The 24,873-nt window shown below is 37.0% G+C and carries 21 protein-coding genes and 1 pseudogene; all 22 read left to right on the plus strand.

Annotated elements, in window-relative coordinates; all coding sequences use genetic code 11:
• Window positions 1-2 precede the first annotated feature (2 nt).
• The 22 genes and pseudogenes from PCY06_RS04280 to PCY06_RS04385 all read left to right on the plus strand — a co-directional run bounded on the left by PCY06_RS04280 (window position 3) and on the right by PCY06_RS04385 (window position 24,845).
• Window positions 3-1,097 (plus strand): FAD-binding oxidoreductase, encoded by a 1,095-nt coding sequence (locus PCY06_RS04280; RefSeq protein ID WP_082307671.1) that lies wholly within the window; start codon window positions 3-5, stop codon window positions 1,095-1,097.
• 1 nt (window position 1,098) lies between these two features.
• A complete protein-coding gene (locus PCY06_RS04285) occupies window positions 1,099-1,569 on the plus strand; it encodes an 8-oxo-dGTP diphosphatase (RefSeq protein ID WP_048779432.1) in 471 nt (156 codons plus the stop codon).
• A gap of 22 nt (window positions 1,570-1,591) precedes the next feature.
• A pseudogene (locus tag PCY06_RS04290) lies at window positions 1,592-2,417 on the plus strand (ZIP family metal transporter).
• Between the two features lie 129 nt (window positions 2,418-2,546).
• Window positions 2,547-3,416 carry a glucose-1-phosphate thymidylyltransferase RfbA gene (gene rfbA / locus PCY06_RS04295; RefSeq protein WP_045634915.1) on the plus strand — a complete coding sequence of 290 codons (870 nt, stop codon included), beginning with the start codon at window positions 2,547-2,549 and terminating at the stop codon, window positions 3,414-3,416.
• A gap of 4 nt (window positions 3,417-3,420) precedes the next feature.
• Complete coding sequence (locus tag PCY06_RS04300; RefSeq protein ID WP_060970533.1) at window positions 3,421-4,014, plus strand: dTDP-4-dehydrorhamnose 3,5-epimerase family protein; 594 nt, start codon at window positions 3,421-3,423, stop codon at window positions 4,012-4,014.
• Between the two features lie 168 nt (window positions 4,015-4,182).
• Entirely contained in the window at window positions 4,183-5,229 is a 1,047-nt protein-coding gene (gene rfbB / locus PCY06_RS04305; RefSeq protein WP_061595706.1) for a dTDP-glucose 4,6-dehydratase, read from the plus strand.
• A 40-nt stretch (window positions 5,230-5,269) separates the two neighbouring features.
• A complete protein-coding gene (gene galE, locus PCY06_RS04310; protein ID WP_061599012.1) occupies window positions 5,270-6,289 on the plus strand; it encodes a UDP-glucose 4-epimerase GalE in 1,020 nt (339 codons plus the stop codon).
• Window positions 6,290-6,571: 282 nt separating this feature from the next.
• On the plus strand, window positions 6,572-7,282 hold the full coding sequence (locus tag PCY06_RS04315) for a glycosyltransferase family 2 protein (protein ID WP_061595707.1): 711 nt from the start codon (window positions 6,572-6,574) through the stop codon (window positions 7,280-7,282).
• 1 nt (window position 7,283) lies between these two features.
• Window positions 7,284-7,619: a DUF2304 domain-containing protein gene (locus PCY06_RS04320; protein WP_061595708.1), complete on the plus strand. Its 336-nt coding sequence runs from the start codon at window positions 7,284-7,286 to the stop codon at window positions 7,617-7,619.
• Window positions 7,609-8,877 (plus strand): lipopolysaccharide biosynthesis protein, encoded by a 1,269-nt coding sequence (locus tag PCY06_RS04325; protein ID WP_045634909.1) that lies wholly within the window; start codon window positions 7,609-7,611, stop codon window positions 8,875-8,877. Before PCY06_RS04320 ends, PCY06_RS04325 begins: the two co-directional genes overlap by 11 nt.
• Window positions 8,877-9,659: a glycosyltransferase family 2 protein gene (locus PCY06_RS04330; RefSeq protein WP_048779450.1), complete on the plus strand. Its 783-nt coding sequence runs from the start codon at window positions 8,877-8,879 to the stop codon at window positions 9,657-9,659. The genes PCY06_RS04325 and PCY06_RS04330 overlap by 1 nt, the downstream gene beginning before the upstream one ends.
• A gap of 9 nt (window positions 9,660-9,668) precedes the next feature.
• Window positions 9,669-11,144 (plus strand): DUF2142 domain-containing protein, encoded by a 1,476-nt coding sequence (locus PCY06_RS04335; RefSeq protein WP_061595709.1) that lies wholly within the window; start codon window positions 9,669-9,671, stop codon window positions 11,142-11,144.
• Between the two features lie 165 nt (window positions 11,145-11,309).
• On the plus strand, window positions 11,310-13,058 hold the full coding sequence (locus tag PCY06_RS04340) for a hypothetical protein (RefSeq protein WP_105165146.1): 1,749 nt from the start codon (window positions 11,310-11,312) through the stop codon (window positions 13,056-13,058).
• 56 nt (window positions 13,059-13,114) lie between these two features.
• Entirely contained in the window at window positions 13,115-14,041 is a 927-nt protein-coding gene (locus PCY06_RS04345; RefSeq protein WP_048779457.1) for a glycosyltransferase family 2 protein, read from the plus strand.
• Window positions 14,042-14,109: 68 nt separating this feature from the next.
• On the plus strand, window positions 14,110-14,961 hold the full coding sequence (gene rfbD / locus PCY06_RS04350) for a dTDP-4-dehydrorhamnose reductase (protein ID WP_060970529.1): 852 nt from the start codon (window positions 14,110-14,112) through the stop codon (window positions 14,959-14,961).
• A gap of 191 nt (window positions 14,962-15,152) precedes the next feature.
• The gene (cps2T, locus tag PCY06_RS04355; RefSeq protein WP_060970528.1) at window positions 15,153-16,301 is read left to right on the plus strand and encodes a beta 1-4 rhamnosyltransferase Cps2T; all 1,149 of its coding nucleotides are present in this window, start codon (window positions 15,153-15,155) and stop codon (window positions 16,299-16,301) included.
• Window positions 16,298-17,239, plus strand: coding sequence for a glycosyltransferase family 2 protein (locus PCY06_RS04360; RefSeq protein ID WP_060970527.1), 942 nt, complete (start codon window positions 16,298-16,300; stop codon window positions 17,237-17,239). Before cps2T ends, PCY06_RS04360 begins: the two co-directional genes overlap by 4 nt.
• Window positions 17,239-18,045, plus strand: coding sequence for an ABC transporter permease (locus PCY06_RS04365; RefSeq protein WP_045502712.1), 807 nt, complete (start codon window positions 17,239-17,241; stop codon window positions 18,043-18,045). The genes PCY06_RS04360 and PCY06_RS04365 overlap by 1 nt, the downstream gene beginning before the upstream one ends.
• The gene (locus PCY06_RS04370) at window positions 18,045-19,268 is read left to right on the plus strand and encodes an ABC transporter ATP-binding protein (RefSeq protein ID WP_008808780.1); all 1,224 of its coding nucleotides are present in this window, start codon (window positions 18,045-18,047) and stop codon (window positions 19,266-19,268) included. The genes PCY06_RS04365 and PCY06_RS04370 overlap by 1 nt, the downstream gene beginning before the upstream one ends.
• Before the next feature lie 12 nt (window positions 19,269-19,280).
• Entirely contained in the window at window positions 19,281-20,630 is a 1,350-nt protein-coding gene (locus PCY06_RS04375) for a glycosyltransferase family 2 protein (protein WP_060970526.1), read from the plus strand.
• Between the two features lies 1 nt (window position 20,631).
• The gene (locus tag PCY06_RS04380; protein WP_060970525.1) at window positions 20,632-22,380 is read left to right on the plus strand and encodes a rhamnan synthesis F family protein; all 1,749 of its coding nucleotides are present in this window, start codon (window positions 20,632-20,634) and stop codon (window positions 22,378-22,380) included.
• Window positions 22,377-24,845, plus strand: coding sequence for an LTA synthase family protein (locus PCY06_RS04385; protein WP_082307670.1), 2,469 nt, complete (start codon window positions 22,377-22,379; stop codon window positions 24,843-24,845). Before PCY06_RS04380 ends, PCY06_RS04385 begins: the two co-directional genes overlap by 4 nt.
• Window positions 24,846-24,873 lie beyond the last annotated feature (28 nt).

A 24,873-nucleotide genomic window follows, 5' to 3' on the forward strand; every position in this document is an offset into this window, starting at 1 on the left:
ACATGAAAAAAGTAGCAGTGATTGGAGCGGGGATTGTCGGATCAACAGCAGCTTACTATCTGTCCAAATCCCCGGATGTGGAAGTGACTGTCTTTGATGACGGCAAGGGGCAGGCAACCAAGGCAGCCGCAGGCATTATCAGTCCTTGGTTTTCCAAGCGTCGCAACAAGGCTTGGTACAGGATGGCGCGTCTGGGCGCTGATTTTTATCAAGATTTAATTGCGGATTTGAAATCTGCGGGTATCCAGACAGATTTTTACCAACAAACAGGTGTTTATCTGCTGAAAAAGGACGAGAGCAAGCTGCAGGAGCTTTATGATTTGGCTACTAATCGTCGACAAGAGTCGCCCTTAATAGGGGAGTTGAGTTTTCTCAGCCGTCAGGAAGCCCAGGAGAAATTTCCAGACTTGCAAGGCTTTGAGCGGCTTCTCTATGCTTCTGGCGGTGCCCGTGTTGAGGGAGCACTCTTGACGGAGACGCTTCTGAAAGCTAGCAAGGCAGAGTTGGTTGAGAAAAAGGTAAGATTGACAGTAGATGCAGAGCAACTTCTGGTGGATGGCCGTAGATTTGACTGTGTTATCTTGGCTGTAGGGGCTTGGCTGGGAGAAATCTTGCAGCCACTGGGCTATAAGACAGATGTTCGGCCGCAAAAGGGACAGCTACGTGATTTTAAGCTGGCTGAAAAGACGGATGACTACCCTGTGGTTATGCCTGAGGGCGAGCTGGATATCATTCCCTTTCTGGCGGGCAAGGTTAGTGTAGGGGCCAGTCATGAAAATAATCAGGGCTTTGATTTGACAGTTGATAAGACGGTATTGAATCAGTTGCAGCAAGAAGCGGAAACTTACTTGCCGAGGTTGGCTACTGCAGAGATTCTAGGCGAGCGCGTGGGAACACGGGCTTATACCAGCGACTTTGCGCCTTTCTTTGGAGCTGTTCCAAACTTGTCGCATGTTTACGCTGCCAGCGGATTGGGCTCTTCTGGTCTGACAACTGGCCCTCTCATCGGACGCCAATTGGCTCAGATGGCTCTAGGAGAAGCGGTGCTGTTGAATCCAGAAGACTATCCTATCGAGCGGTATGTGAAGAAGGTTTGATATGACAGAAACTATTTTGAATTGGGTCAATGTTTGTGTGAAAAAAGATGATGAAATTTTACTGCTTAATCGCCAGCATGATAACTTTAAAGGGTGGATACAACCAGGCGGGAAGGTGGAGTTTCCAGAATCTTTTTTCGAAGCTGCAAGGCGCGAATTAAAAGAAGAAACGGGGCTGACTGCTCTAAACTTGGAATTGAAGGGGATTTCAGGATTCACTAATCCAAGTAAAAAAGAACGGTATGTGTATTATGATTTTCTTTGTACTGCATTTGAAGGGCAAGTTAGGGGAAACGATCATGAAGGGGAGCCCAAATGGTGGAAGATTTCGGAACTTGACCAGATAGATATGCAGAATGACATACGTGAACGTTTGCCCCTCTACTGGCGGAAAGGATCTTTTGAGCGGATTCATTACTGGAATGAGGAAGAACACTGTATCGGGGAAACCAAGACGATTTTGTATGGTTGATTTTAGAGGATAAGGAGAAATTATGGACTGGTTACGATCGCAACCAGTTCTGATGCAGGCGTTTTTGGCTGGTCTTTTCACATGGGGATGTACCATTCTAGGCTCGGCTATCGTGTTTTTCTTTAAATATATTAGTAGGAAGTTACTGGATATTATGATGGGCTTTGCGGCAGGAGTCATGATTGCGGCATCCTTTTGGTCACTTTTAGCACCGTCTATCGAGTATGCGCAAAGCTCTTATGGTAAGCTTTCTTGGTTCCCAGCTGCAATAGGTTTTTTAGCAGGTGGTTTCTTTCTACGTCTGATTGATGCGGTTGTGCCTCACTTGCATCTGAGTAAGGATATTTCAGAGGCAGAAAGTGTTCCTGAACATAGCCAGAAGAAGCTGTCCAAGACTGCTCTGCTCTTTTTAGCTATTACCATTCATAATTTTCCAGAAGGTTTGGCAGTCGGAGTAGCCTTTGGTGCTTTATCTGCCAACCCTAGTCTAGAGGCCTTTGTCGTCGCGAATGGCCTAGCTTTGGGAATTGGCCTGCAAAACGTCCTAGAAGGAGCGGCTTTGTCCATTCCAATTCGGACGGACGGTAAGTCTCGTCTTAAAGCTTTTTACTGGGGGTTCTATGTCCGCTATTGTAGAGCCAATCGGGGTAGTACTAGGTGCAGTAGCTGTCATGGCTATGACGACTATTCTACCCTATGCCCTATCTTTTGCTACGGGTGCTATGATTTTCGTGGTGGTAGAGGAGCTGATACCGGATTCGCAGACCAATGGCAATACTGATGTGGCGACTTTAGGTCTCATGGTGGGCTTTGTTCTTATGATGATTTTAGATGTTGCTTTAGGATAAAGGACTTTAGAGTTTCTGAGTTGTTAGATTCAGAGACTTTTTGCTTGGAAACAGTTAATATCTTAAAAAGTGACATTCGCTTGTAAAAATGGTAGAATAAAAGCAATATATAACAGAGAGGAAACATATATGAAAGGTATTATTCTTGCAGGTGGATCTGGGACTCGCTTATACCCATTGACACGTGCGGCATCTAAACAACTCATGCCAATTTACGATAAGCCAATGATCTATTATCCATTATCAACACTGATGTTGGCTGGAATTAAAGATATCTTGATTATCTCAACTCCAACTGATCTTCCTCGATTTGAGGATCTATTAGGTGATGGCTCTGAATTTGGTATTAAGCTCTCTTATGCAGAGCAGCCTAGTCCAGATGGATTGGCGCAAGCCTTTATCATTGGGGCCGATTTCATCGGAGATGACCGTGTGGCGCTGATTCTTGGGGATAATATTTACCATGGACCTGGTTTAAGTAAGATGCTTCAGAAAGCAGCTGCTAAAGAAAAAGGGGCAACTGTTTTTGGCTACCATGTTAAGGATCCAGAACGTTTTGGTGTTGTAGAATTTGATGAAAATATGAACGCTATCTCCATCGAAGAAAAACCGGAACAACCTCGCTCTAACTATGCAGTGACTGGACTCTATTTCTACGATAACGATGTTGTTGAAATTGCTAAAAACATCAAACCAAGTCCTCGCGGGGAACTGGAAATCACAGATGTCAATAAGGCATACTTAGATCGTGGTGATTTGTCTGTTGAGCTCATGGGACGTGGTTTTGCCTGGTTGGATACAGGAACTCACGAAAGTCTCTTAGAAGCCGCTCAATATATCGAAACAGTTCAGCGTATGCAGAACGTTCAGGTGGCAAATCTGGAAGAAATTGCCTATCGTATGGGCTATATCACTAAAGAGCAAGTGCATGAATTGGCACAGTCATTGAAAAAGAATGAATATGGCCACTATCTCTTGCGCTTGATTGGAGAAGAATAAGAAAATGAGTGAACAATTTTTTGATAAGGAATTAGCAGCTCGTGAGGTTCCTGGAATTCCAGGAATGTTGGAGTTTGATATCCCTGTTCGCGGGGACAACCGAGGCTGGTTTAAGGAGAATTTCCAGAAGGAAAAAATGCTGCCGCTAGGCTTTCCTGAAAGTTTTTTTGCAGAAGGAAAACTGCAAAATAATGTCAGCTTTTCTCGTAAAAATGTGTTGCGTGGTCTACATGCTGAGCCATGGGACAAGTACATCTCTGTTACAGATGACGGTAAGGTTCTAGGTTCTTGGGTTGACCTGCGTGAGGGAGAGACCTTTGGTAATACCTATCAGACAGTAATCGATGCTAGCAAGGGGATTTTTGTGCCACGTGGCGTAGCCAACGGCTTCCAAGTCCTTTCTGACACTGTTTCTTATAGCTATCTGGTAAACGACTATTGGGCTTTGGAGCTCAAACCGAAGTATGCCTTTGTCAACTATGCAGACCCAGCTCTAGGCATCCAGTGGGAAAACCTAGAAGCAGCAGAAGTCTCAGAAGCAGACAAGAACCATCCACTACTTAAGGATGTAAAACCACTAAGAAAAGAAGATTTGTAAAAAGAATTCTTTTCTGATCCATTAATTGATACTAAAATATACGATTTAGCTCAGCTCCTATCCGAGCGAAGCGAGTGGAAGAATTGATTGCCTAAGTGATATAAAGTATATAATAGAATGTCTATCTTGTTACATGAAAGGTAATCATAAAAATATTAAGGAATAAAAATGACTGAATACAAAAAAATTATCGTGACTGGTGGAGCTGGATTTATCGGCTCTAACTTTGTCCACTATGTTTACAATAACTTTCCAGATGTCCATGTGACAGTGCTTGACAAGCTGACTTACGCGGGTAATCGCGCTAATATTGAAGAAATTTTAGGCGATCGCGTTGAGTTGGTTGTTGGAGATATTGCTGATGCAGCCTTGGTAGATAAGCTGGCAGCTGAAGCTGATGCTATCGTTCACTATGCGGCAGAAAGCCACAATGACAATTCGCTCAATGACCCGAGCCCATTTATCCACACCAACTTTATCGGAACTTACACACTCTTGGAAGCAGCACGTAAATACGACATTCGTTTCCACCATGTATCGACTGACGAAGTCTATGGGGATTTGCCTTTGCGTGAAGATTTGCCAGGTCATGGCGAAGGACCAGGTGAGAAATTTACAGCTGAAACTAAGTACAATCCAAGCTCGCCTTACTCATCAACCAAGGCAGCTTCAGACTTGATTGTCAAAGCTTGGGTGCGTTCATTTGGTGTCAAAGCGACTATTTCGAACTGTTCAAACAACTATGGTCCTTACCAGCACATCGAGAAGTTCATTCCGCGCCAAATCACCAATATCTTGAGCGGTATCAAGCCAAAACTCTACGGTGAAGGTAAAAACGTTCGTGACTGGATTCATACCAATGACCATTCATCAGGCGTTTGGACAATTCTGACCAAGGGACAAATCGGTGAAACTTACTTGATCGGTGCTGATGGTGAGAAGAATAATAAGGAAGTACTGGAGCTAATCCTTAAGGAAATGGGACAGCCAGCTGATGCTTATGACCATGTGACAGATCGCGCTGGTCACGACCTCCGCTATGCCATTGATGCTAGCAAGCTCCGTAATGAGCTAGGATGGAAGCCAGAGTTTACTAACTTTGAAGCAGGTCTCAAAGAGACAATCAAGTGGTACACAGAAAACCAAGACTGGTGGAAATCTGAAAAAGAAGCAGTAGAAGCTAATTATGCTAAAACACAAGAGGTCATTAAATAATTTTAAACAATTTAATGATTCTTAAAGGAGCAGTTATATCATGAAACATAAAATTTTAGTAACAGGTGGGGCTGGTTATATTGGTACTCACACAGTGGTCGAACTTATTAAAGCTGGCCATGAGATAGTTGTTGTTGATAATTTTAGTAACAGCAGCAAAAAGAGTCTAGAGGCTGTCGAAAAAATCGTTGGACAGACCATTACTTTTTATGAAGTGGACATTTGTGACAAAGAAGCTTTATTAAAAGTTTTTAAGGACTTTAAACCTACTGGAGTGATTCATTTTGCTGGTTTAAAAGCAGTAGGAGAATCTAGCCAAATCCCTCTAACCTATTACGAAAATAATGTTGCAGGTACCTTAACTCTTTTGAGAGTGATGGAAGAAGTAAATTGTAAAAATATTATCTTTAGTTCATCTGCAACAGTTTATGGAGATCCACTTACTGTTCCAATTTTGGAAGACTTCCCTGTTTCTGCTACTAATCCATATGGTCGTACGAAATTAATGGCTGAAGAGATTATGACGGACATATACAAATCAGATTCTACTTGGAATATTGTATTACTTCGTTATTTCAACCCAATTGGTGCTCATGAAAGTGGTGATTTGGGAGAAAACCCAAATGGAATTCCTAATAATTTACTTCCATATGTAACTCAAGTTGCTGTTGGAAGACTAGAACAAGTACAGGTGTTTGGCAATGATTATCCAACTGTAGACGGTACTGGTGTTCGAGATTATATTCACGTGGTTGATCTAGCAAAAGGTCATGTTGCTGCTTTGAAAAAATTTGAAGGCAAGCAAGGTTTGAATATATATAACTTAGGGACTGGTAAAGGATATTCAGTTTTAGAAATCATTCATAGTATGGAAAAAGCTGTTGGTAAACCAATCCCTTATAAGATTGTTGAACGCAGACTTGGTGATATTGCAACTTCATATGCTAATCCAGCTAAAGCTAAAGCAGAACTTGGTTGGGCAGCTCAATTTGATATCTCAAGGATGTGCCAAGATGCTTGGCGCTGGCAGAGCAAACATCCAAATGGATTTGACGAATAGTTATTATTGGAATTTAGAAATTTTAGATAAGCCTAGCACAAATATGTGTTAGGCTTTTTGTAATAGTTGAATATTTTAGAGCTTTCTTAATATAATAAAGATGATCTTTTTCACGGATATTATGGTGAATTAATTTTGACTATAGCACATGAACATACCATTAGCTAAGGTATCTTTCTTTTTCATTCTATGATTTCTCTCCTTCTTGTATGGAAACAGTAGAAATAAGGGCTTGGTTATAGTATAATGAGTCTATATGACTTTTAAGGAGAATGTGAGTTAGTGAAGTCTTCGGAATTATTGATTATTATCCCTGCCTTTAATGAAAGTGGTAATATTCAAAAAACAATCAAGATGATAAAAACACATACACCAGAATTTGATTACGTAATTATCAATGATTGTTCTACAGATAATACTTTGGAAATTTGTCGTGAAAATAAATTTAATGTTATTGATTTGCCAATTAATTTAGGAATCGGCGGTGCGGTTCAAACAGGCTACCTCTATGCTGTTCAAAATAATTATCAATATGCTGTTCAAGTAGATGGAGATGGTCAACATAATCCTCAATATATTAAGATGATGCTTGAACGTATAAAAAAAGATAAAGTTGACATGGTAATAGGATCTCGATTTATTGAGAATCAAGGATTTCAGTCTTCTTTTGCTAGAAGAATTGGAATCACTTTTTTTGAAAAATTAATTAAATTATTGACTGGAAAGAAGATCACAGATCCAACATCAGGATTACGACTTGTTAATAAATCAGTCATTGAATTATTTGCTGAGCATTATCCAAGTGATTATCCTGAACCAGAAACTATAGTTTCCTTATTAGAAGCTGGCTTTAAAGTGGAAGAGATGCCTGTTCTAATGAATGAAAGAGAACACGGTACATCTTCGATTACCTTGACCAAGTCTGTGTATTATATGATCAAAGTATCCATAGCAATACTGGTTGCAAAGATTAGTGGAGGATATAAGAAATAATATGCTTATTGTTTTAATTTCTATTCTTATTTTGGCATTTTTGTTTAATATTCTTCGTTTAGTTGCTAAAAAGCAAGTAGAGATGAAAAATGTTATTTCGTGGATTATTTTGTCGATCGTTGCGCTACCTTTTGTCTGGTTTCCAGACATCCTAACTTTTTTTGCACATCTAATAGGAGTGCAAGTAGCAAGTAACCTAATATTCTTTGTTGCTATCTGCTTACTGCTTTATTTAACTTTTTCTTTAACTAGACATCTTTCGAAACAGTCAGTTCAGATTCGTCAATTGGCGCAAAAAATTGCTTTAAAGGAAAAAAGTGATCAAGATGAAGAATAAAGTGTCAGCAAAAGAAATATATTTTTGGAATTTACTGGGGAATCTAATGTTTGCTGGTTCCTCAGCTATTTTTATGATGATTGTTTCTAGACTTTCTTCTGCAAAAATGGCTGATGTATTCAGTTTAGCATATGGTATTGCTGGTATATTAGTTGTTCTTGGACTTTTTCAAGTTAGAACCTATCAGGGAACTGATGTGACTTTTAAACATAGTTTTACCAGCTATACGATTGCAAGAGTATTTTCTATTACTCTTATGCTAATTACCTTATTTCCATATCTATTTCTAGTTCATTTTGATTTTTCAGATACTTCAAAGTTGGCAGTAGTAGTTTTATATGTTCTGTTTCGGACGTGTGAGGCTATATCTGATTTATTTCAGGGGCTCTTCCAGCAACATGAGAGGCTAGATATTGCTGGTAAATCCATGACAATGAGATACGGAGCAAGTATTTTTATTCTTCTTATCTCTCTAGTTGTTCTCAAATCTTTAGAAGTTTCTCTTTTAATCTTGTTTCTTTTTAATTTTGTATTTGTTTGGATTTATGATTTTCCCAAGTCACTATCTTTTGATAAAGTTTCTTTTAACAAGAGTACCATCAGGTTGCAGGTCAAAGACGCCTTTTTGATTTTAAAAGGCTGTATTCCTTTATTTATTAGCGGTTTCCTTTTAGCTTATATCTTTAATGAACCTAAGATAGCAATTGATAAAGCTATTCAACTTGGAAAATTAGCAGAAGGGCTTCAAAGGAATTACAATATTTTGTTCATGCCAGTGTTCTTCATGAGTTTATTTATCCTTATTCTTCGACCATTAACGACAAGCTTAGCTATTCAATGGCAAAGAAAAGAGTTTGCAAAGTTTGATCGAACAGTGAAGCAGATCGGTATCTACTTGCTTGGAGGTGGAGCTATTTTAACGATGTTAGCTTTTTTAATTGGAACTCCTATTTTAAGTATAGTTTTTGGTGTGGATCTTGCTGGCGACGCTCTGACTTTGACAATTCTAGTTTTCTCTGGGATCCTTTATTCAGTTGGAATTGTTCTTGGAGATATCCTCACTATTTTTAGAATGCAACGAAAACTCATACTGGTATACCTACTTATGTTTATCGTTTCAATTGCTATTACAAATCCTTTTGTAATGTCAAAAGGTCTACTTGGAGCTTCGTATAGTTTTCTGTTTGTAATGCTTATTTATTCAATCGGAAGTTACTTAACTTATATCAAGGTAAGAAAATGGAAAGGAAAGCTTTAATGCCCTTAAATTCTCAACATACCTGGGTGATTTGTGCCTATGGTGAAAGTCAGTATCTAGAAGCGTGTATTCAGTCTTTAAAAAATCAAACTCTTACTTCAAAGATAATTTGTTATACCTCCACACCTTTGACCTCAATTTATGAAATTTGTGGGAAGTATGATATTCCAGTTCATCACAAAACCGGTGGTGGAATTGGAAGAGATTGGAATCAAGCATTATCATTCGTAACTACAAAATATGCTACAATTGCCCATCAGGATGACTATTACGAGCCCAAATTTCTTGAAAAAACTCTGGAAGCTTTTGAGGCTCACCAAGATGGATTGATTACTTTCACTGATTATTTTGAAGAAAAAAATGGAAGTAAAATTGATGCGAATACAAATTTAAAAATTAAGCGTCTAATGCTTGCTACCTTATCAATTTTTCCTGCCTCACGATTTTGGAGAAATCGTGTTTTAGCTTTTGGTAATCCCATCTGTTGTCCTGCAGTTTCATACAATCTTGAAAAATTAAGAAATTTCCGTTTTGATGAAGAGATGAGAGTTAGTCTTGATTGGTATGCTTGGTATAAAATTAGTGAATACAAAGGAAGTTTCCTTTATATTCCGGACGCGTTAATGTGCCATCGAATCCATCAAGAATCTGAGACGACTAAGACTATTTCAGATAACACTCGCACAAAAGAAGATTTATATATGTATAATCTGTTTTGGCCAAAGTGGTTTTCAAAAGTGATTATGAAGTTTTATGTCAAGAGTCAGGATACTAACCACTAGGAGATAAATATGAAATTCATGAAAGATGCCTATCAGGCTAACATAAAATATATTTTTACTTTTTTGGTCTTATCCGCTTTTATGTTTGTAATTTATACAAAACATCTTTTGGATGTCCCAAAGATAGGACTGGCAGTTGTTCTTCTCATTGCAGTATTTTTATTTTTTTTACCTAAAAAAAATATTGCAATATTTTATGCCCTTGTCTTTTCGGGAGTTTTGACTTCTTTGATAACTCCGGTTTTGAATACTCCTGACGAACCAGTTCATTTAGCTAGAACGATTCATATCGTTGAGGGAGATTTGAATCTAGATAATAGTAAACCTCTCATTTCAGAAGATTTTTTTGATATTTATGATCAAATAAAGTCACCATTAACTAAAACAAATCTTTTCAATGAAGGTCAGACAGATAAGAAAGTTGGTTTTGGTCGTTCGACTGATTACCGAGCTACTAATTCATATTGGTTTATTGGTTATATTCCTCAGGCAATTGGCTTTGGAATTGGTAAATTTTTACATTTGAGTGTAGGTATCTCGTATTATTTAGGGAGAATATTTAACGCATTAGCTTATGCAGTTTTGGCTTATATTGCCATTCGATTATCAGGTAAAGCTAAGCAACTTATAATGATGGTTGCGTTTATTCCAATGAATTTAGTACTAGCTGGCTCATATAATCAGGACAGTGTATCACTCGGATTGGCTTATATTATCGTATCACTCTTTATTAGTTGGGTTAGTGATAGCGAGAAGAAGGTAAGAAATAGAGATTTGATTCTTTATGTCATCATTTGTTGCCTTCTAGCCACGATGAAGCTCCCTTATGTTCTGCTAATTGGATTATTGCTTTTTATTCCAAAATCTAAGTTTAATGGTAGATTCTTTTATGGCAAGGTTATTTCTGCTGTTCTTTGTGTAGGAGCAGTAACTGTATTTTGGTTTTTACTCAGCCAACAAGTGAAATTAGCTAATTTTCAATTAGAAGGTGCTGACTTACGTGGTCAATTAATGAACCTGATCCATCATCCACAAGATTACCTACCAGTTATTTTTAAAGAAATCCTTTTGTCCGTTAGTCATCTTGATCAACTATTTAACTTTGGTTGGTTGGATCTATCAATGAATGAGGTTCTTATTCCAATTTATGTCTTTTACACTTTAATTGCTTTAGCTAATGTTGGACGTTTTAAGATTCCTTTGATTTCAATAATTGGAGCAGTGCTGGTTTCGTTGGCAATTATTGGTTTGATTTCTTTGACTCTCTACCTGACATGGACTCCTGTAGGATCCTATACTGTCTTAGGTGTTCAGGGAAGATATTATTTGGGAGTCTTAGCTCTAATGCTCCCAGTAATTGTTAGCTGTTCTAAAAATCAATTAAAATTTGATTTTATAACTGATCACTGGATTGTAGAAAGCAGTGTTATTATTGTTGGCTTATCCATGATCCATACTTTAGCAATCATTTATGCGGTAGTTTAATATTTTTATATTTAAATAAAAACAGACGGGAATCTAAGTCCTGTCTGTTTTAATATCAGTCATCTTGACGGTCTTTAAACATGTTGCTATACTTGGTATAACTTAAATTTTTATCCTTGAATATAGAATGATTATTAGTTATTTTGCTTGGTTTTGGGGGGAAATATGATTTTAGATTTAATAAAAAAGTATAGATATCCTTTGATTCTATTTTTCTATTCATTATTGTTTGTTCTCGTTTCCCATGTTGCGATTAATACTCAAAGCCGTGAGTTTGACCATGTTTTTCATTTGACTCGAATAGTCGGATTATCACAGTCTATCAGTCATTTTGATTTATTGCCTAACTTAAATCATATATTTGCTTTTGGTACAGGATATGCGGTTCCAATGTTTTATGGTAATTGGCAATTTTATTTACCTGCTCTCTTATTTGTGCTAGTTCAGCAAGCTGATTTGGCTTTTGATTTTTTTGCATTCTTGTTGGTTCTTTCCACTTCCTTGACAAGTTTTTATTGCTTTAAAAAAATCAGTCAAGATTCCATTAAAAGCTTGTATGGAGCTTTGTTAATCCCTCTCTATTTTCCTTTATTTGGATATGGTATGACAATGGTCTTGCCATTAGTACCTATTCTGTTTTATACCATATACAAGGTTCTTTTTTTAAATAAATATAGCCCGGCTTTATTAGGAATTACCATTGCCTTACTTATTCAAACACATATTTTATCTACCTTGATTTTGGCCATCTATTCACTGATTTTTGTTTTGCTATGTGCTCGTAAATTAACAGTAAAAAAAATAATCTCTTTTCTAGTATCTATCTTTATTGGCATTTTACTTTCGATTGGTTACTTAGCTCAATATCTGGAACAGGTCAGTTCACAATTTTTTTATTTCAATTGGACGGCTCGTGATTTTCCTGTTGAAAACACTCGAATGTTTAATGTTCCAAATATTTTACAGTTCAAATTTAGCGGGCTATTTGAACCATTTACATCTTTGTTTTTAGTTATCGATATCCTAGCGATTATATTATTCTTTTATCTAGTATATCGTTTTAAAAATTTAAGTGAAGCCAGCCAGAAACTATTAATACTAATAGCCATTATGGCGATTTCTACAACAGCAGTTTTACCTTGGAATAGTTTGTTAAAATTTGGTTTTTTGGGAGCTATTCAATATACTGGTCGTCTGCTCTTTTTCATTCCTTTTCTTTTGATTTGGATTTTAGTTAACGACTTTAGCCACATTTGGTCTATCAGCTTTGCTAGTCTATCAACATTGGTATATCTTGGGACAGTTTTAATTTCTTATTCTCCAGTTATTAACCTGAGGACAGATCATAAGAACTATATATCAGAAATAAATCAAAGAATGCTTAGTTATTACAAGGGAGATAAAGAACAGTTTTCGAATACTATTGGTGATGAATATTATAATTTAGATGTTGATCCAGTTTCAATACGTGACAGTTCGATTACTCAATTTGATGCTGTAGAAGGGGCAAAAATAAAAAATATAAAGTCTTCTTACAATTCTTTAGAATTTGATGTTATCTTAACTGCAAAAAATGTAAGTTTCTTTGTCCCTAGACCTTGGTACAAAGGATATATTGCTGACTATACTAATGGTGCTTCTGGTACTCAGCCTGCTTTGAAGTATCGTCAGTTAAGTCAAGAGGAACAAGAGAAAAATCAGAAACTCCATAGACCCAAGACTCAGAAAATGGCGTTACATAATGGGAAGATTTTTTTAAGAGTTTTTTCTAGTGGTCATGTTAAAATTAGTCATCATAAGACTTTCCTTCAGCATTTCTTTTTCTTGGTTGAAGGCCTGTTCTGGGGATTTATTATTTTCGTTTTTTATCAAATTAAAAGAAGAAAGAATAGAAAAGCTAGTTTAAAAAATTAAATCAAACTTTACAGGTGAAATATTTTATTATACAATTAACACTTAAAGGAGTGACTATGACCATTTCAGTAATTGTTCCTTGTTACAACGAGGAAGAAAGCCTTCCGCTTTTCTATGCGGAAATGGAAAAAATAAAACCAAGACTTCGTGATAACATAGAGTATATTTTCGTCAATGATGGTTCTCAAGACAGAACCTTGGAAGTTTTGCACGAACTAAATATGATAGATCCCAATGCTCATTTTATTTCATTTTCTAGGAACTTTGGGAAAGAGGCGGCTTTATATGCTGGTCTTCAGCATGCAAGAGGGGAGCTTGTAACGGTCATGGATGTGGATTTACAGGACCCACCAGAGCTTTTAGTTGAAATGAAAACCATGTTGGATGAACAAAAAGATTTGGACTGCGTGGGTACACGTCGAACGAGTCGTGAAGGGGAACCGCCTATTAGGAGTTTCTTTGCCAATCTTTTTTATAAGCTGATTAACAAAATTAGCCAGGTAGAAATGGTGGATGGTGCGCGTGATTTCCGTCTTATGCGTCGACCTATGGTAGATGCTATTTTGGAGGTTTCTGAATACAATCGTTTCTCTAAAGGAATTTTTGCCTGGGTAGGTTTTAAAACAGAGTATTTAGAATATAAAAATGTTGAGCGCGTGGCAGGAAAGACCTCTTGGAATTTCTGGCAACTTTTTAACTATTCTTTAGAAGGGATTGTCAACTTTTCAGAAGCTCCTTTGCATATTGCTTTCTTGGGAGGTTTGCTTTCTTGGATGCTTGCATTTATTTTGGTTGTTTTTATCGTTGTAAGAACTCTGGTATTCGGTGATCCTACATCAGGTTGGCCATCACTCATGACAGTTATCCTCTTTATTGGTGGTTTTCAGTTACTAACCATCGGAATTTTGGGGAAATATATTGGCAAAGTCTTTACAGAAACTAAAAAAAGGCCTGTCTACATCATTAAAGAGAAGAGTAAATAAGCAGATTTTTTCTGCTTTTTTTGTTATAATATTTTCATTGAATGTTTACGACAGGAGAAGAATAACACATGATTTTAATCACAGGTTCAAATGGTCAGCTTGGAACAGAACTTCGTCATCTTTTAGATGAGCGTAATGAGGACTATGTTGCAGTTGATGTTGCCGAAATGGATATAACGAATGCTGAAATGGTTGAAAAGGTCTTTGCAGAAGTTAAACCAACCTTAGTTTATCACTGTGCGGCTTATACAGCTGTTGATGCAGCAGAGGATGAAGGAAAAGAGCTTAACTATGCTATCAATGTGACTGGAACTGAAAATGTAGCAAAAGTGGCTGAAGCACACGGAGCGACATTAGTTTATATTTCTACGGACTATGTCTTTGATGGTCAAAAGCCTGTCGGTGAAGAATGGGAAGTAGATGATCAACCAGATCCTAAGACAGAATATGGTCGTACCAAGCGCATGGGTGAAGAGTTGGTAGAGAAGTATTCTAGTCGTTTCTACATTATTCGTACAGCTTGGGTCTTTGGTAATTATGGTAAAAACTTTGTCTTTACTATGCAAAACTTAGCTAAGACTCACCCAACTTTGACAGTTGTTAACGACCAGCATGGCCGTCCTACTTGGACTCGTACCTTAGCTGAATTTATGACCTACTTGGCTGAAAATCAAAAGGAATTTGGTTATTACCATCTGTCTAATGATGCTACAGAAGACACTACTTGGTATGACTTTGCAGTTGAGATTCTCAAGGATACGAATGTAGAAGTTAAACCGGTGGACTCAAGCCAATTCCCTGCTAAAGCAAAACGGCCACTCAATTCAACTATGAGCTTGACTAAGGCAAAGGCGACTGGCTTTGTTATTCCAAGCTGGCAAGATGCCCTGAAAGAATTCTATAAACAAGAAAAGAAATAAGAAGAAGAGGCTGAAACAGGTGTTTCAGTCTTTTTTATAATGATGAAAGAAAGTCATAAATTTACCAAAGGATGCTCTTCTAAAATTAGAATATCCTACTGATCTGTCATTTTTTCAGGTCTAAGCTCACAAAAAAGCTGATAAAATGGTATAATAGATTAGATTGCAATAAATTTGAATCGGAGAAGAATATGCAACATGTCTTTATTATTGGAAGCCGAGGCCTTCCTGCAAAATACGGGGGCTTTGAAACCTTTGTAGAAAAATTAGTTGAACATCAAGTATCTTCTCAGTTGCAATATCACGTTGCTTGTTTGTCAGAGCATGAGACAGGACAGCATACCATGTATAATGGTGTTGATTGTTTTAGTATTAAAGCACCTAAATTAGGTCCAGCTAGAGTGATTGCTTATGACATGATGGCTATTCGCTATGCTTTAAAAATGGTTAAAGAACAAAACATTGAATCACCCATTTTCTACATTTTAGGAAATACGATTGGTGCCTTTATTGCACCTTTTGCCAAAATGATTCATCAAGCAGGCGGGACATTTTTTATCAATCCAGACGGTCTTGAGTGGAAACGGGCCAAGTGGCCTAAGCCTGTTCAAGGTTACCTTAAGTACTCCGAAAAGTTGATGACAAAACATGCAGATTTGGTTATATGCGATAATCAAGGTATTGAATCCTACATCCAGAATGCCTATCCATGGTCTAAGACGACTTTTATTGCTTATGGTACAGATCTTAAGCTTTCTAGCTTGACTAATCAAGATGAGAAAGTTCGGAATTTCTTCGGAAAATGGCAGAGCAAAGAAGATAACTACTATCTGATTGTTGGTCGTTTTGTGCCGGAAAATAACTATGAGACTATTATCCGAGAATTTATGGCTTCAAATACCAAACGAGATTTAGTTATTATTTGTAATCATGACGGTAATTCCTATTTTGATGAATTGCGACAGAAAACGAACTTTGATCGAGATAAGAGGATCAAATTTGTAGGGACAGTTTATGACCAGGAACTATTGAAATATATTCGCAACCATGCTTTTGCTTATCTTCATGGTCATGAAGTCGGAGGGACTAATCCAGGCTTACTTGAGGCTTTGGCTCAAACAGATCTCAACCTAGTTTTAGGTGTGGATTTTAATCGACAAGTAGCTAGTGAAACGGCTCTTTATTGGAAAAAGGAAAAGAATAGCTTATCTGCTTTGATAAATCAAGTGGACAGTCAAAATGATTTTTCTGATTGGGGTCTAGTTGCTAAGCAAAACATGAAAGATAATTATACTTGGGAAAAGATTGTCGGTGAATATGAGGAGTTATTCTTATCATGAAAGTAAATATCTTGTTGTCCACCTACAATGGTGAGCAATATCTGAAAGAGCAGGTTGAAAGTATCCAGCAGCAGACCTATCAAAATTGGCAGCTTTTTATTCGAGATGATGGGTCATCGGATGGAACTGTTGCTGTTATTCAAGGATTGGTTGCTCAGGATCCACGTATTCACTTTATCAATGAAAATCAGATTGAAAACTTTGGAGTCATAAAGAGTTTTCACACTCTCTTAAAATATGAGAAAGCAGACCTTTACTGCTTTAGTGACCAAGATGATGTCTGGCTCCCTGATAAGATTGCACTTCAAGTGGCCGAAGCAGAGAAATATCCTCAAGATAAGCCGTTACTGCTTTATACGGATTTAAAAGTAGTGGATGAAAACCTGACTGTTCAGCACGAAAGTATGATTCGTACTCAGTCAGATCATGCAAATACAGAACTGGTCCAAGAGTTGACAGAAAACACTGTAACAGGTGGAGTAGCAATGATCAATCACGCCTTGGCTGAGTTATGGACAGGGCAAGAAGCCCATGAACTTCTCATGCATGATTGGTACTTAGCCTTGCTGGCCTCTGCCTTTGGAAAGCTTGTTTATATTGATAAGCCAACCGAGCTATATCGTCAGCATAGCAGTAACGTTTTGGGGGCACGTACTCTTAGAAAAAGGGTGAAAAACTGGGTTCGGCCCCATGTGCTTTTTAATAAGTATTGGCAACTTATCAAGGCTAGTCAAGAGCAAGCAAAAAATTTATTAGATCTGTCTTTGAGCCCTGAAAATAAAGAATTAATTGAAAACTTTGTGACTATCATGGACGTGACGTTTAGGGAACGCTTAGCACGTATACGCAAACATGGCTACCGTAAGAATCGTGCTTTTCACACTTGTGTTTTTACAACCTTGATATTGACAAAGTTTGCATATAGAGGTAAAAAATAATGTTTGACGTTTTTAGTCAGAAAAATCGTATTTTATTACGAGAGTTAATTAAAACGGACTTTAAATTACGCTATCAAGGATCAGCAATCGGCTATCTTTGGTCTATTTTGAAACCCTTGATGACCTTTAGTATTATGTATATCGTCTTCATCCGTTTCTTACGCTTAGGTGGAGATGTTCCTCATTTCCCAGTTGCTTTGTTATTAGCCAATGTTATTTGGGGATTTTTTTCAGAAGCAACTTCTATGGGGATGGTATCAGTTGTTAGTCGTGGCGATCTTTTGCGTAAGCTAAACTTTTCAAAGCATATTATTGTCTTGTCAGCTATTTCAGGTGCTGCCATTAACTTTGCTATTAATTTAGTCGTGGTCTTGATTTTCTCGCTCTTTAATGGAGTGACCTTCAGCTGGTCGGCTTTGATGGTGATCCCTCTCTTCCTTGAGTTGTTTTTGATGGCAACTGGTTGTGCTCTGATCTTATCAACTTTCTTTGTCCGCTTCCGTGATTTATCTCAAATCTGGGAAGTAGTGCTACAAGCCGGCTTATATGCGACACCAATTATTTATCCCATTACATTTATTGCGGATCGCAATCCATGGGCTGCCAAATTAGTTATGATGAATCCTCTGGCTCAGATTATCCAAGACATGCGTTATTTCTTGATTGATAAGGCCAATACACCTGTCTGGCTTTTGGTTGAAAATAAATTTTTGGTTCTAGTTCCTTATGTATTACCAATTCTTATTTTCCTAGCTGGCTTTGCTTACTTTAACAAACATGCTAAGAAATTTGCGGAGATTCTCTAATGACAGATAAACAAATTGCAGTAAAAGTAGACCATGTCAGCAAGTACTTTAAGTTACCTACTGAGGCAACTAACAGTCTTCGTACTGCTATGGTCAATCGCTTTAAAGGAATTAAAGGCTATAAAGAACAGCACGTTCTTAATGATATTTCCTTTCAAGTAGAAAAAGGAGACTTTTTTGGAATCTTGGGTCGAAATGGTTCAGGGAAGTCTACTCTCTTAAAAATTATTTCTGAAATCTACGTACCTGAAAAAGGTTCCGTCACAATCGATGGAAAGTTAGTTTCTTTCATTGAGCTTGGAGTCGGTTTTAATCCTGAACTAACAGGTCGTGAAAATGTTTATATGAATGGTGCAATGCTGGGCTTCTCAACAGCTGAAATTAACGCCATGTATGATGATATTGTGGACTTTGCTGAGTTGCATGATTTTATGAACCAAAAGCTCAAGAATTACTCTTCTGGAATGCAGGTTCGTCTTGCTTTCTCGGTTGCCATTAAAGCGCAAGGTGATATCTTGATTTTGGATGAGGTTCTTGCAGTAGGAGATGAGGCTTTTCAGCGTAAATGTAATGATTACTTCCAAGAACGTAAGAAATCAGGGAAAACGACCATTCTTGTTACCCACGATATGGGAGCAGTTAAGAAGTATTGCAATAAGGCTGTTTTGATTGAAAATGGTTTGGTTAAGGCAATTGGTAGTCCAGAAAATGTAGCCAACCAATATAGTTTTGATAATACTGCACCTTTGCAACATGGAGGAGAAGCGACTGGAGATGGACAAGCTTCTTCGGATGAACAAGTTCTCGTTGAAAACTTTCAACTACAGTTGTTGAGTTCGAACAAGTTACGCCCGCAAGATCCAATTCAGTTCCAGATTGATTTTGATGTTCGTGAGGATATTCAAACTTATATTGCTCTTTCTTTAACAGATATCGATCGGAATATTTGGATTTATAACGACAATTCGATGAACCAATTAATGACTGGTGCTGGTCACAAAAGAGTTCATTACACTTGTTCACTTCCAACAGTGAATGATTTGAAAATGAAATTGGAGGTAACAGTCCGAGATGCCGAGGGGCAAATGTTGGCCTTCTCAGATGCTACTCAAACTCCACTCATTTTCATCAATCGAGATGATATAGATTTGGATGATAAGTCTGCTATGGATTCAGCAAGTGGCTTAATCCAGCGCAATGGAACATGGTCAATAACGGACTAGACTGAGGGAGATATGGAAACGACGCCTTTTGTTTCGATTATTTGTACTGTTTTTAACAAAGAACCGTGGTTGAAAAAAACTATTGATAGTTTTTTAGCTCAGAAAACAAGTTTTTTCTTTGAAATTATTTTGGTGGATGATGCCTCAAGTGATGGCTCTCGCAAAATAATACAAGACTATCAAGCAAATTTTCCTGATTTAATTCGTGCCTTTTATCATGATGATAATCAAGGGATTGCTAAAACATGGGTTACTATTTGTAAAGAGGCGCGCGGGAAATACATTGCTCGTTGCGATGGTGATGACTTCTGGCTGGATCCTCTAAAACTTCAAAAGCAAGTAGATTTATTGGAGAGTAAGCCTGATTGTAAATGGTCTAATACAGATTTTGATATCTATAACGAAAAGGGAGACTTTGTTTCTAAGGCTGGCTTTGCTAACAACACAATCCCCCTTGCGGATACCTATGAAAAAATGTTGGCTACCCGAGGATTTACCATGGCATCTACCTGGTTGGTTGATAGGGATCTAATGCTAGAAGTAAATCAAGAGTTGGATTTAACTACATCAGATGACACCTTTAATCTGCAAATGGAGCTCTTCCAACGTACCTCTTTAGCTTTTCTAGATGAACCGACGGTTGCGTATACAATTAATCAAGGGTCAGATTCACGTCCTTGTGATTTTAGAAAATTAGAACGTCGTTTCCAAAAGTTGTTACAAACGCAACTTGACTATCTTGATAAATATCCTAATGCTGATTTTAAAGAGATGGTTAAGATTCTTCTTGAGCGAAACAATACTTACGAAATTCGTCTATCCAAGCCTATGGATTCTCTGTCTCATATTGGGATGGAGTCTGTTACAGTTTATTTTGGGGATGGTGAAAATGCTTACTCAGAAGAGCGCACTTTTGCCAAACTACTTCAAAAAGAAGACAGCTTAACATTTGAAATTCCTAAAGGAACGTCTGTTATTCGAGTAGATCTTTCGGAACGTCCAAGTTACTATTCTGAAGTAGAACTGAGGGGGCCTGACGGGAATGTTTCGTCACCTATCTATACGAACGGTGTTATTGCTGACGGCTTGTATTTCTTTATCGAACCCGATCCGCAGTTGATCTATGAAGTTGAAGAAGAAGCAATCTATCAATTGAGCTATAAGATGATTTCTGTGGATGATGCCTCTGCTCCCGATTATATTGGAAAAGTATTTGCGGCTGAAATGTTGGATAGTAGTAATAAGGTTAAAGAGCTTGAAGCTGAATTAGAGGCTACGAAAGAAGCTTACAAGACTATTATCAATTCAAAACGTTGGACTATCCCAACAAAAATTTTGAAATTCTTAAGAATAAGGAAATAAAATGAAACGATTACTTTTATATGTTCACTATAATAAGTTCAATCAGATTAGTGAACATGTACTTTATCAGCTTGAAAAAATGCGTCCCCTCTTCAGGAAAGTGATTTTCATTTCAAATAGCAAGATAAGTAAAGATCAGGAAGATGGACTGAAGAAAGAACTGGTTGATGAAGTTCTTTTGAGAAAGAATATTGGTTTTGATTTTGCTGCTTGGCGAGATGGAATGAATTCTGTTGGCTTTGAAGAATTAAAAAAATATGATTCAGTCACTTTAATGAATGATACATGCTTTGGACCTTTGTGGGATTTAGAGCCTATATACCAAGATTTTGAAGGTGATAGAAACGTTGATTTCTGGGGAATGACGAATTATCGTAAAGACAAAGATTTTAACGAGCATATCCAAAGTTATTATCTATCATTTAAGAAAAATGTAGTCAATTCAGAAACCTTTCAACTGTTCTGGCAAAACATTCAGGATTATACAGAAGTTCAAGATGTTATAGATCATTATGAAACCCAGGTTACAACTAATTTAGTGCAGGCAGGTTTTCACTATCAGACCGTTTTTAATACAATCCAGGCTGATGCTTCAGGTATGCTCTATCCGGATTTTTCTTACTATAATCCAACCTCTATCCTAAAAAATAGAGTGCCGTTTATCAAAGTAAAAACAATAGCAGCAAATGAAGGATTAACACCTTATATTTTAAACGACATTGAAAATACAACGGACTATCCTGTTGATTTAATTGTCAAACATATGTCTCGTATTGATTTGCCTGACTATCCTTACTTGCTTGGAAGGAAAATTTTAGATTTGTCTCTTCCAATTTCTATACCTGACAAGAAAATAGCTGTCCACCTTCATGTTTTTTATGTAGATTTACTAGCTGAATTCCTTCATGCATTTGAATCTTTCCATTTCTCTTATGACTTATTCATTACAACAGATAGCGAAAAGAAAAAGAACGAGATACTTGACATTTTAGAGGGAAAACAAGCAAAAGCAGAAGTCTTGGTAACAGGAAATGTTGGGCGAGATGTTCTTCCTATGCTTAAATTAAAGAGACATCTATCTCAGTATGACTATATTGGGCATTTTCATACAAAAAAATCTAAAGAAGCTGATTATTGGGCTGGAGAAAGTTGGCGTAAAGAGCTAATTAACATGCTTGTTCATCCAGCAGATCAGATAGTTAGTCAATTAGGACAAGATGATCGCTTAGGGCTAGTCATAGCTGACATTCCTAGCTTCTTCCGCTTTAACAGGATTGTAGTCGCCTGGAATGAAGCCCTGATTTCTCCTGAGATGAATAAACTGTGGGAGCGCATGAACTGTCAAAAAGAAGTTGACTTTAAGCAAATGAATACCTTTGTCATGAGCTATGGAACCTTCGTTTGGTTTAAATATGACGCATTGTCTCCTTTATTTGATTTAAACTTGACGGAGGAGGATGTTCCGAGTGAGCCACTTCCACAAAATTCCATTCTTCATGCGATAGAAAGACTTTTGGTTTATATTGCTTGGGACAAGCAGTATGACTTTAAGATTTCTTATAATCAACTCGGTCTAACAGCTTTTATAGATAACAAGCAACTAAATAATCGAGAAGATTTACAGCCTCATACCTTTGTAGATTTTAACCAGATTGGTGGAATCAAGGGGGCGATGAAATACATCTTTATTGGACCTGCAAGAGCTATCAAATACATCTTAAAACGATTGTTAGGGAAGGGCAAGTCATGAAAAAAGCAGTTAAAATAGAACGTTTTTTATTGTTTATCCTGCCTATTTTATTCTTTTTTATCAATTTGTTCTTAATTCAAAGCCAGTTAGTTAGGGAGACTGATCCAACTGCTCCAGTAAGAATTCTAATTAAGCAAGAACGAATTTTTTACCTCATTGGGTTAGGTGGCATTCCAATTTTACTGTCTTGTTATCGTTTTAAATTTGTATCTCTTATTCGCTTAGCTTATATCTATATTTTGTATTCCTTCTTGTCAAATTTAGTTGAAGATGCTTTAAATATTAATAATGAAAGCTACAAAAGTTGGAATTGGTTTGAGCATATATTTTCTCAAAAGAATTTCTTTCCAGTTTTATTGTGGTTAGTACCTGCTATTGCCATTTTAACCCTGATCTTTAGGACCTTAAAGATAGTGTCTTTTCGTCTCAACAAGATTCAATTGTCATCCAATGTTGAATTCCTTGTTTTGTCACAAATTTTACTATCTTTCCTTTTGACAGATAGTAAATTTCCTCAAGCACTTTACCAAACTGAATGGTTTATGGCTTTGAATCACAAATATGGCAGTGAATTGTTTACAGAACACCATTTCTGGCTTGTAACAGTGATAGTAGCAGTATTTTCTCTGCTAGCAACATTTATTTCCTACCATTTCGTAAGAGGTTTAAGTCACTTACTTAAAAATAGAAGTTCTTATTCTTTAGCGGTGGCAACTAGTATGACGGCTGCAGTTGTCTTTAACTATTTGATTCAAATGGGACTTGGTAAGGGAACACCTTTTTTAGAATACTACCAGTTGCCTGGAGCGACTAGTCTTCAGATCATTATTCTCTTTTTGATCTTCTTGTTCTTATACCTGCTCATTAATCGGTATTTCTTGACAACAGTCATCTTGGTTGGAGGAATGAGCTTATTTGTAATTGCGAATTCAATCAAGTTTAGCATGCGAGGCGAGCCGGTCTTACCAAGTGATATGATTTGGCTTTCTTCACCAAGTACATTGCTTAGTTTTGTGGATACCTCTTACATGAATGAAGCATTGAAATGGCTAACTATACTGATTATTGGATTTTTAATTCTTAACTATTTCCTGTTCAAAGGAAAAATGATTCAAAAATTCAGTCGTAGGTTTGTAAGATTAGTTTGTGTTTTCTTGTGTTTGATTGGAATTTTTCAGGTATTTGCTCAGAAGGAAAATGGTAAGGTCAAAAGAAATATACCTGTCATTACAGTTCTGAATAACTTACAAGATATTACCTGGCTTGGTAATACAAATAATGCACGCTATCGTTCATTAGCTTACGTCTGGATAAATCAATTGACGACAGAAGTAATGGCTAAACCAGAAGGCTATAAGGCGTCTAAGATAAAAGAAATAGAAGAGAAGTATGCTAAAAAGGCAGAGGAGATCAATCAAGCTCGAACAGACAACTTAAAAGATCATACAGTTATTTATGTATTGAGTGAGAGTTTTGCTGATCCAAGACGTATACAAGGGGTCACACTGACTGAAAATCCGATTCCGAATATTGAAGAGATCAAAACTAAATCAACTAGTGGACTCATGAGATCGGATGGTTATGGTGGAGGAACAGCTAATATGGAATTCCAGACTTTAACTGGTTTGCCATTTTATAATATTTCTCAAAGTGTTTCGATACTTTACACAGAAGTTTTTCCTAAGATGAATAAAACTCCGGTTATAAGTGACTTATACGAAAGCAAAAATAGAATTGCTCTTCATTTAGCAGGTGCCGCAAACTATTCAAGAAACTATATCTATAATCACTTGAATTATGATCGTTTTATCACCGTAGAAACAAAAGGAATTAGTTATCAAAAAGAAGGAGTCAGTCCTAGCGATGCTTCAACTTATCAAATAGTCTTGGATAACATTAAAGAAGGAGATAATCAATTCTTTTCTGTAATGACGATGCAAAATCATTCTCCTTGGCTTGAAGCGAATCCTGAAACAATGGAAGGAAAAGGAGAGGGGTTTACAGACGAAGAAAATTCAAAGCTAACCTTCTATAGTCGCTTGCTTTTTCAAACTGATGTAGCAACCAAAAACTTCCTTGATCAACTGTCAAAAATCAATAAGAAAATAACAGTTGTCTTTTACGGTGACCATTTACCAGGGTTGTATCCAACATCGATTTTTAAGAACCAGGAAGAAAATCAATACCTGACAGATTATTTTGTTTGGAGCAACTACGAAACACCAAAACTGAATTACCCACTAGTTAATTCCAGTGATTTCTCAGCTTTAGTCATGGAGCAAACAAATTCTAAAGTCTCACCATACTATGCATTACAAACCGAAGTATTACATAAGGCGAGTGTAGATAAATCTGATCTGGATGCTGAGGCTCAAGAAATAGCTAACGATATGCGAATGATTGAATACGATATGGTTGCTGGTAAAGGATATTTATCAAAAGACTTTTTCAAAGTCCCTCAATAGTTTATAAAAGTGGTTGAAAGCAATCCTA

The sequence above is a fragment of the Streptococcus sp. SG1 genome, from assembly GCF_030439935.1.
Lineage (GTDB): Bacteria > Bacillota > Bacilli > Lactobacillales > Streptococcaceae > Streptococcus > Streptococcus gordonii.

Coding starts and splice junctions, on each gene's coding strand:
- PCY06_RS04375 (WP_060970526.1), top strand. CDS start 19,281: ATGGAAACGACGCCTTTTGTTTCGATTATTTGTACTGTTTTTAACAAA.
- PCY06_RS04320 (WP_061595708.1), top strand. CDS start 7,284: ATGCTTATTGTTTTAATTTCTATTCTTATTTTGGCATTTTTGTTTAAT.
- PCY06_RS04300 (WP_060970533.1), top strand. CDS start 3,421: ATGAGTGAACAATTTTTTGATAAGGAATTAGCAGCTCGTGAGGTTCCT.
- PCY06_RS04330 (WP_048779450.1), top strand. CDS start 8,877: ATGCCCTTAAATTCTCAACATACCTGGGTGATTTGTGCCTATGGTGAA.
- PCY06_RS04380 (WP_060970525.1), top strand. CDS start 20,632: ATGAAACGATTACTTTTATATGTTCACTATAATAAGTTCAATCAGATT.
- rfbA (WP_045634915.1), top strand. CDS start 2,547: ATGAAAGGTATTATTCTTGCAGGTGGATCTGGGACTCGCTTATACCCA.
- PCY06_RS04365 (WP_045502712.1), top strand. CDS start 17,239: ATGTTTGACGTTTTTAGTCAGAAAAATCGTATTTTATTACGAGAGTTA.
- PCY06_RS04345 (WP_048779457.1), top strand. CDS start 13,115: ATGACCATTTCAGTAATTGTTCCTTGTTACAACGAGGAAGAAAGCCTT.
- PCY06_RS04385 (WP_082307670.1), top strand. CDS start 22,377: ATGAAAAAAGCAGTTAAAATAGAACGTTTTTTATTGTTTATCCTGCCT.
- PCY06_RS04370 (WP_008808780.1), top strand. CDS start 18,045: ATGACAGATAAACAAATTGCAGTAAAAGTAGACCATGTCAGCAAGTAC.
- PCY06_RS04340 (WP_105165146.1), top strand. CDS start 11,310: ATGATTTTAGATTTAATAAAAAAGTATAGATATCCTTTGATTCTATTT.
- rfbB (WP_061595706.1), top strand. CDS start 4,183: ATGACTGAATACAAAAAAATTATCGTGACTGGTGGAGCTGGATTTATC.
- PCY06_RS04280 (WP_082307671.1), top strand. CDS start 3: ATGAAAAAAGTAGCAGTGATTGGAGCGGGGATTGTCGGATCAACAGCA.
- rfbD (WP_060970529.1), top strand. CDS start 14,110: ATGATTTTAATCACAGGTTCAAATGGTCAGCTTGGAACAGAACTTCGT.
- cps2T (WP_060970528.1), top strand. CDS start 15,153: ATGCAACATGTCTTTATTATTGGAAGCCGAGGCCTTCCTGCAAAATAC.
- PCY06_RS04285 (WP_048779432.1), top strand. CDS start 1,099: ATGACAGAAACTATTTTGAATTGGGTCAATGTTTGTGTGAAAAAAGAT.
- galE (WP_061599012.1), top strand. CDS start 5,270: ATGAAACATAAAATTTTAGTAACAGGTGGGGCTGGTTATATTGGTACT.
- PCY06_RS04335 (WP_061595709.1), top strand. CDS start 9,669: ATGAAATTCATGAAAGATGCCTATCAGGCTAACATAAAATATATTTTT.
- PCY06_RS04325 (WP_045634909.1), top strand. CDS start 7,609: ATGAAGAATAAAGTGTCAGCAAAAGAAATATATTTTTGGAATTTACTG.
- PCY06_RS04360 (WP_060970527.1), top strand. CDS start 16,298: ATGAAAGTAAATATCTTGTTGTCCACCTACAATGGTGAGCAATATCTG.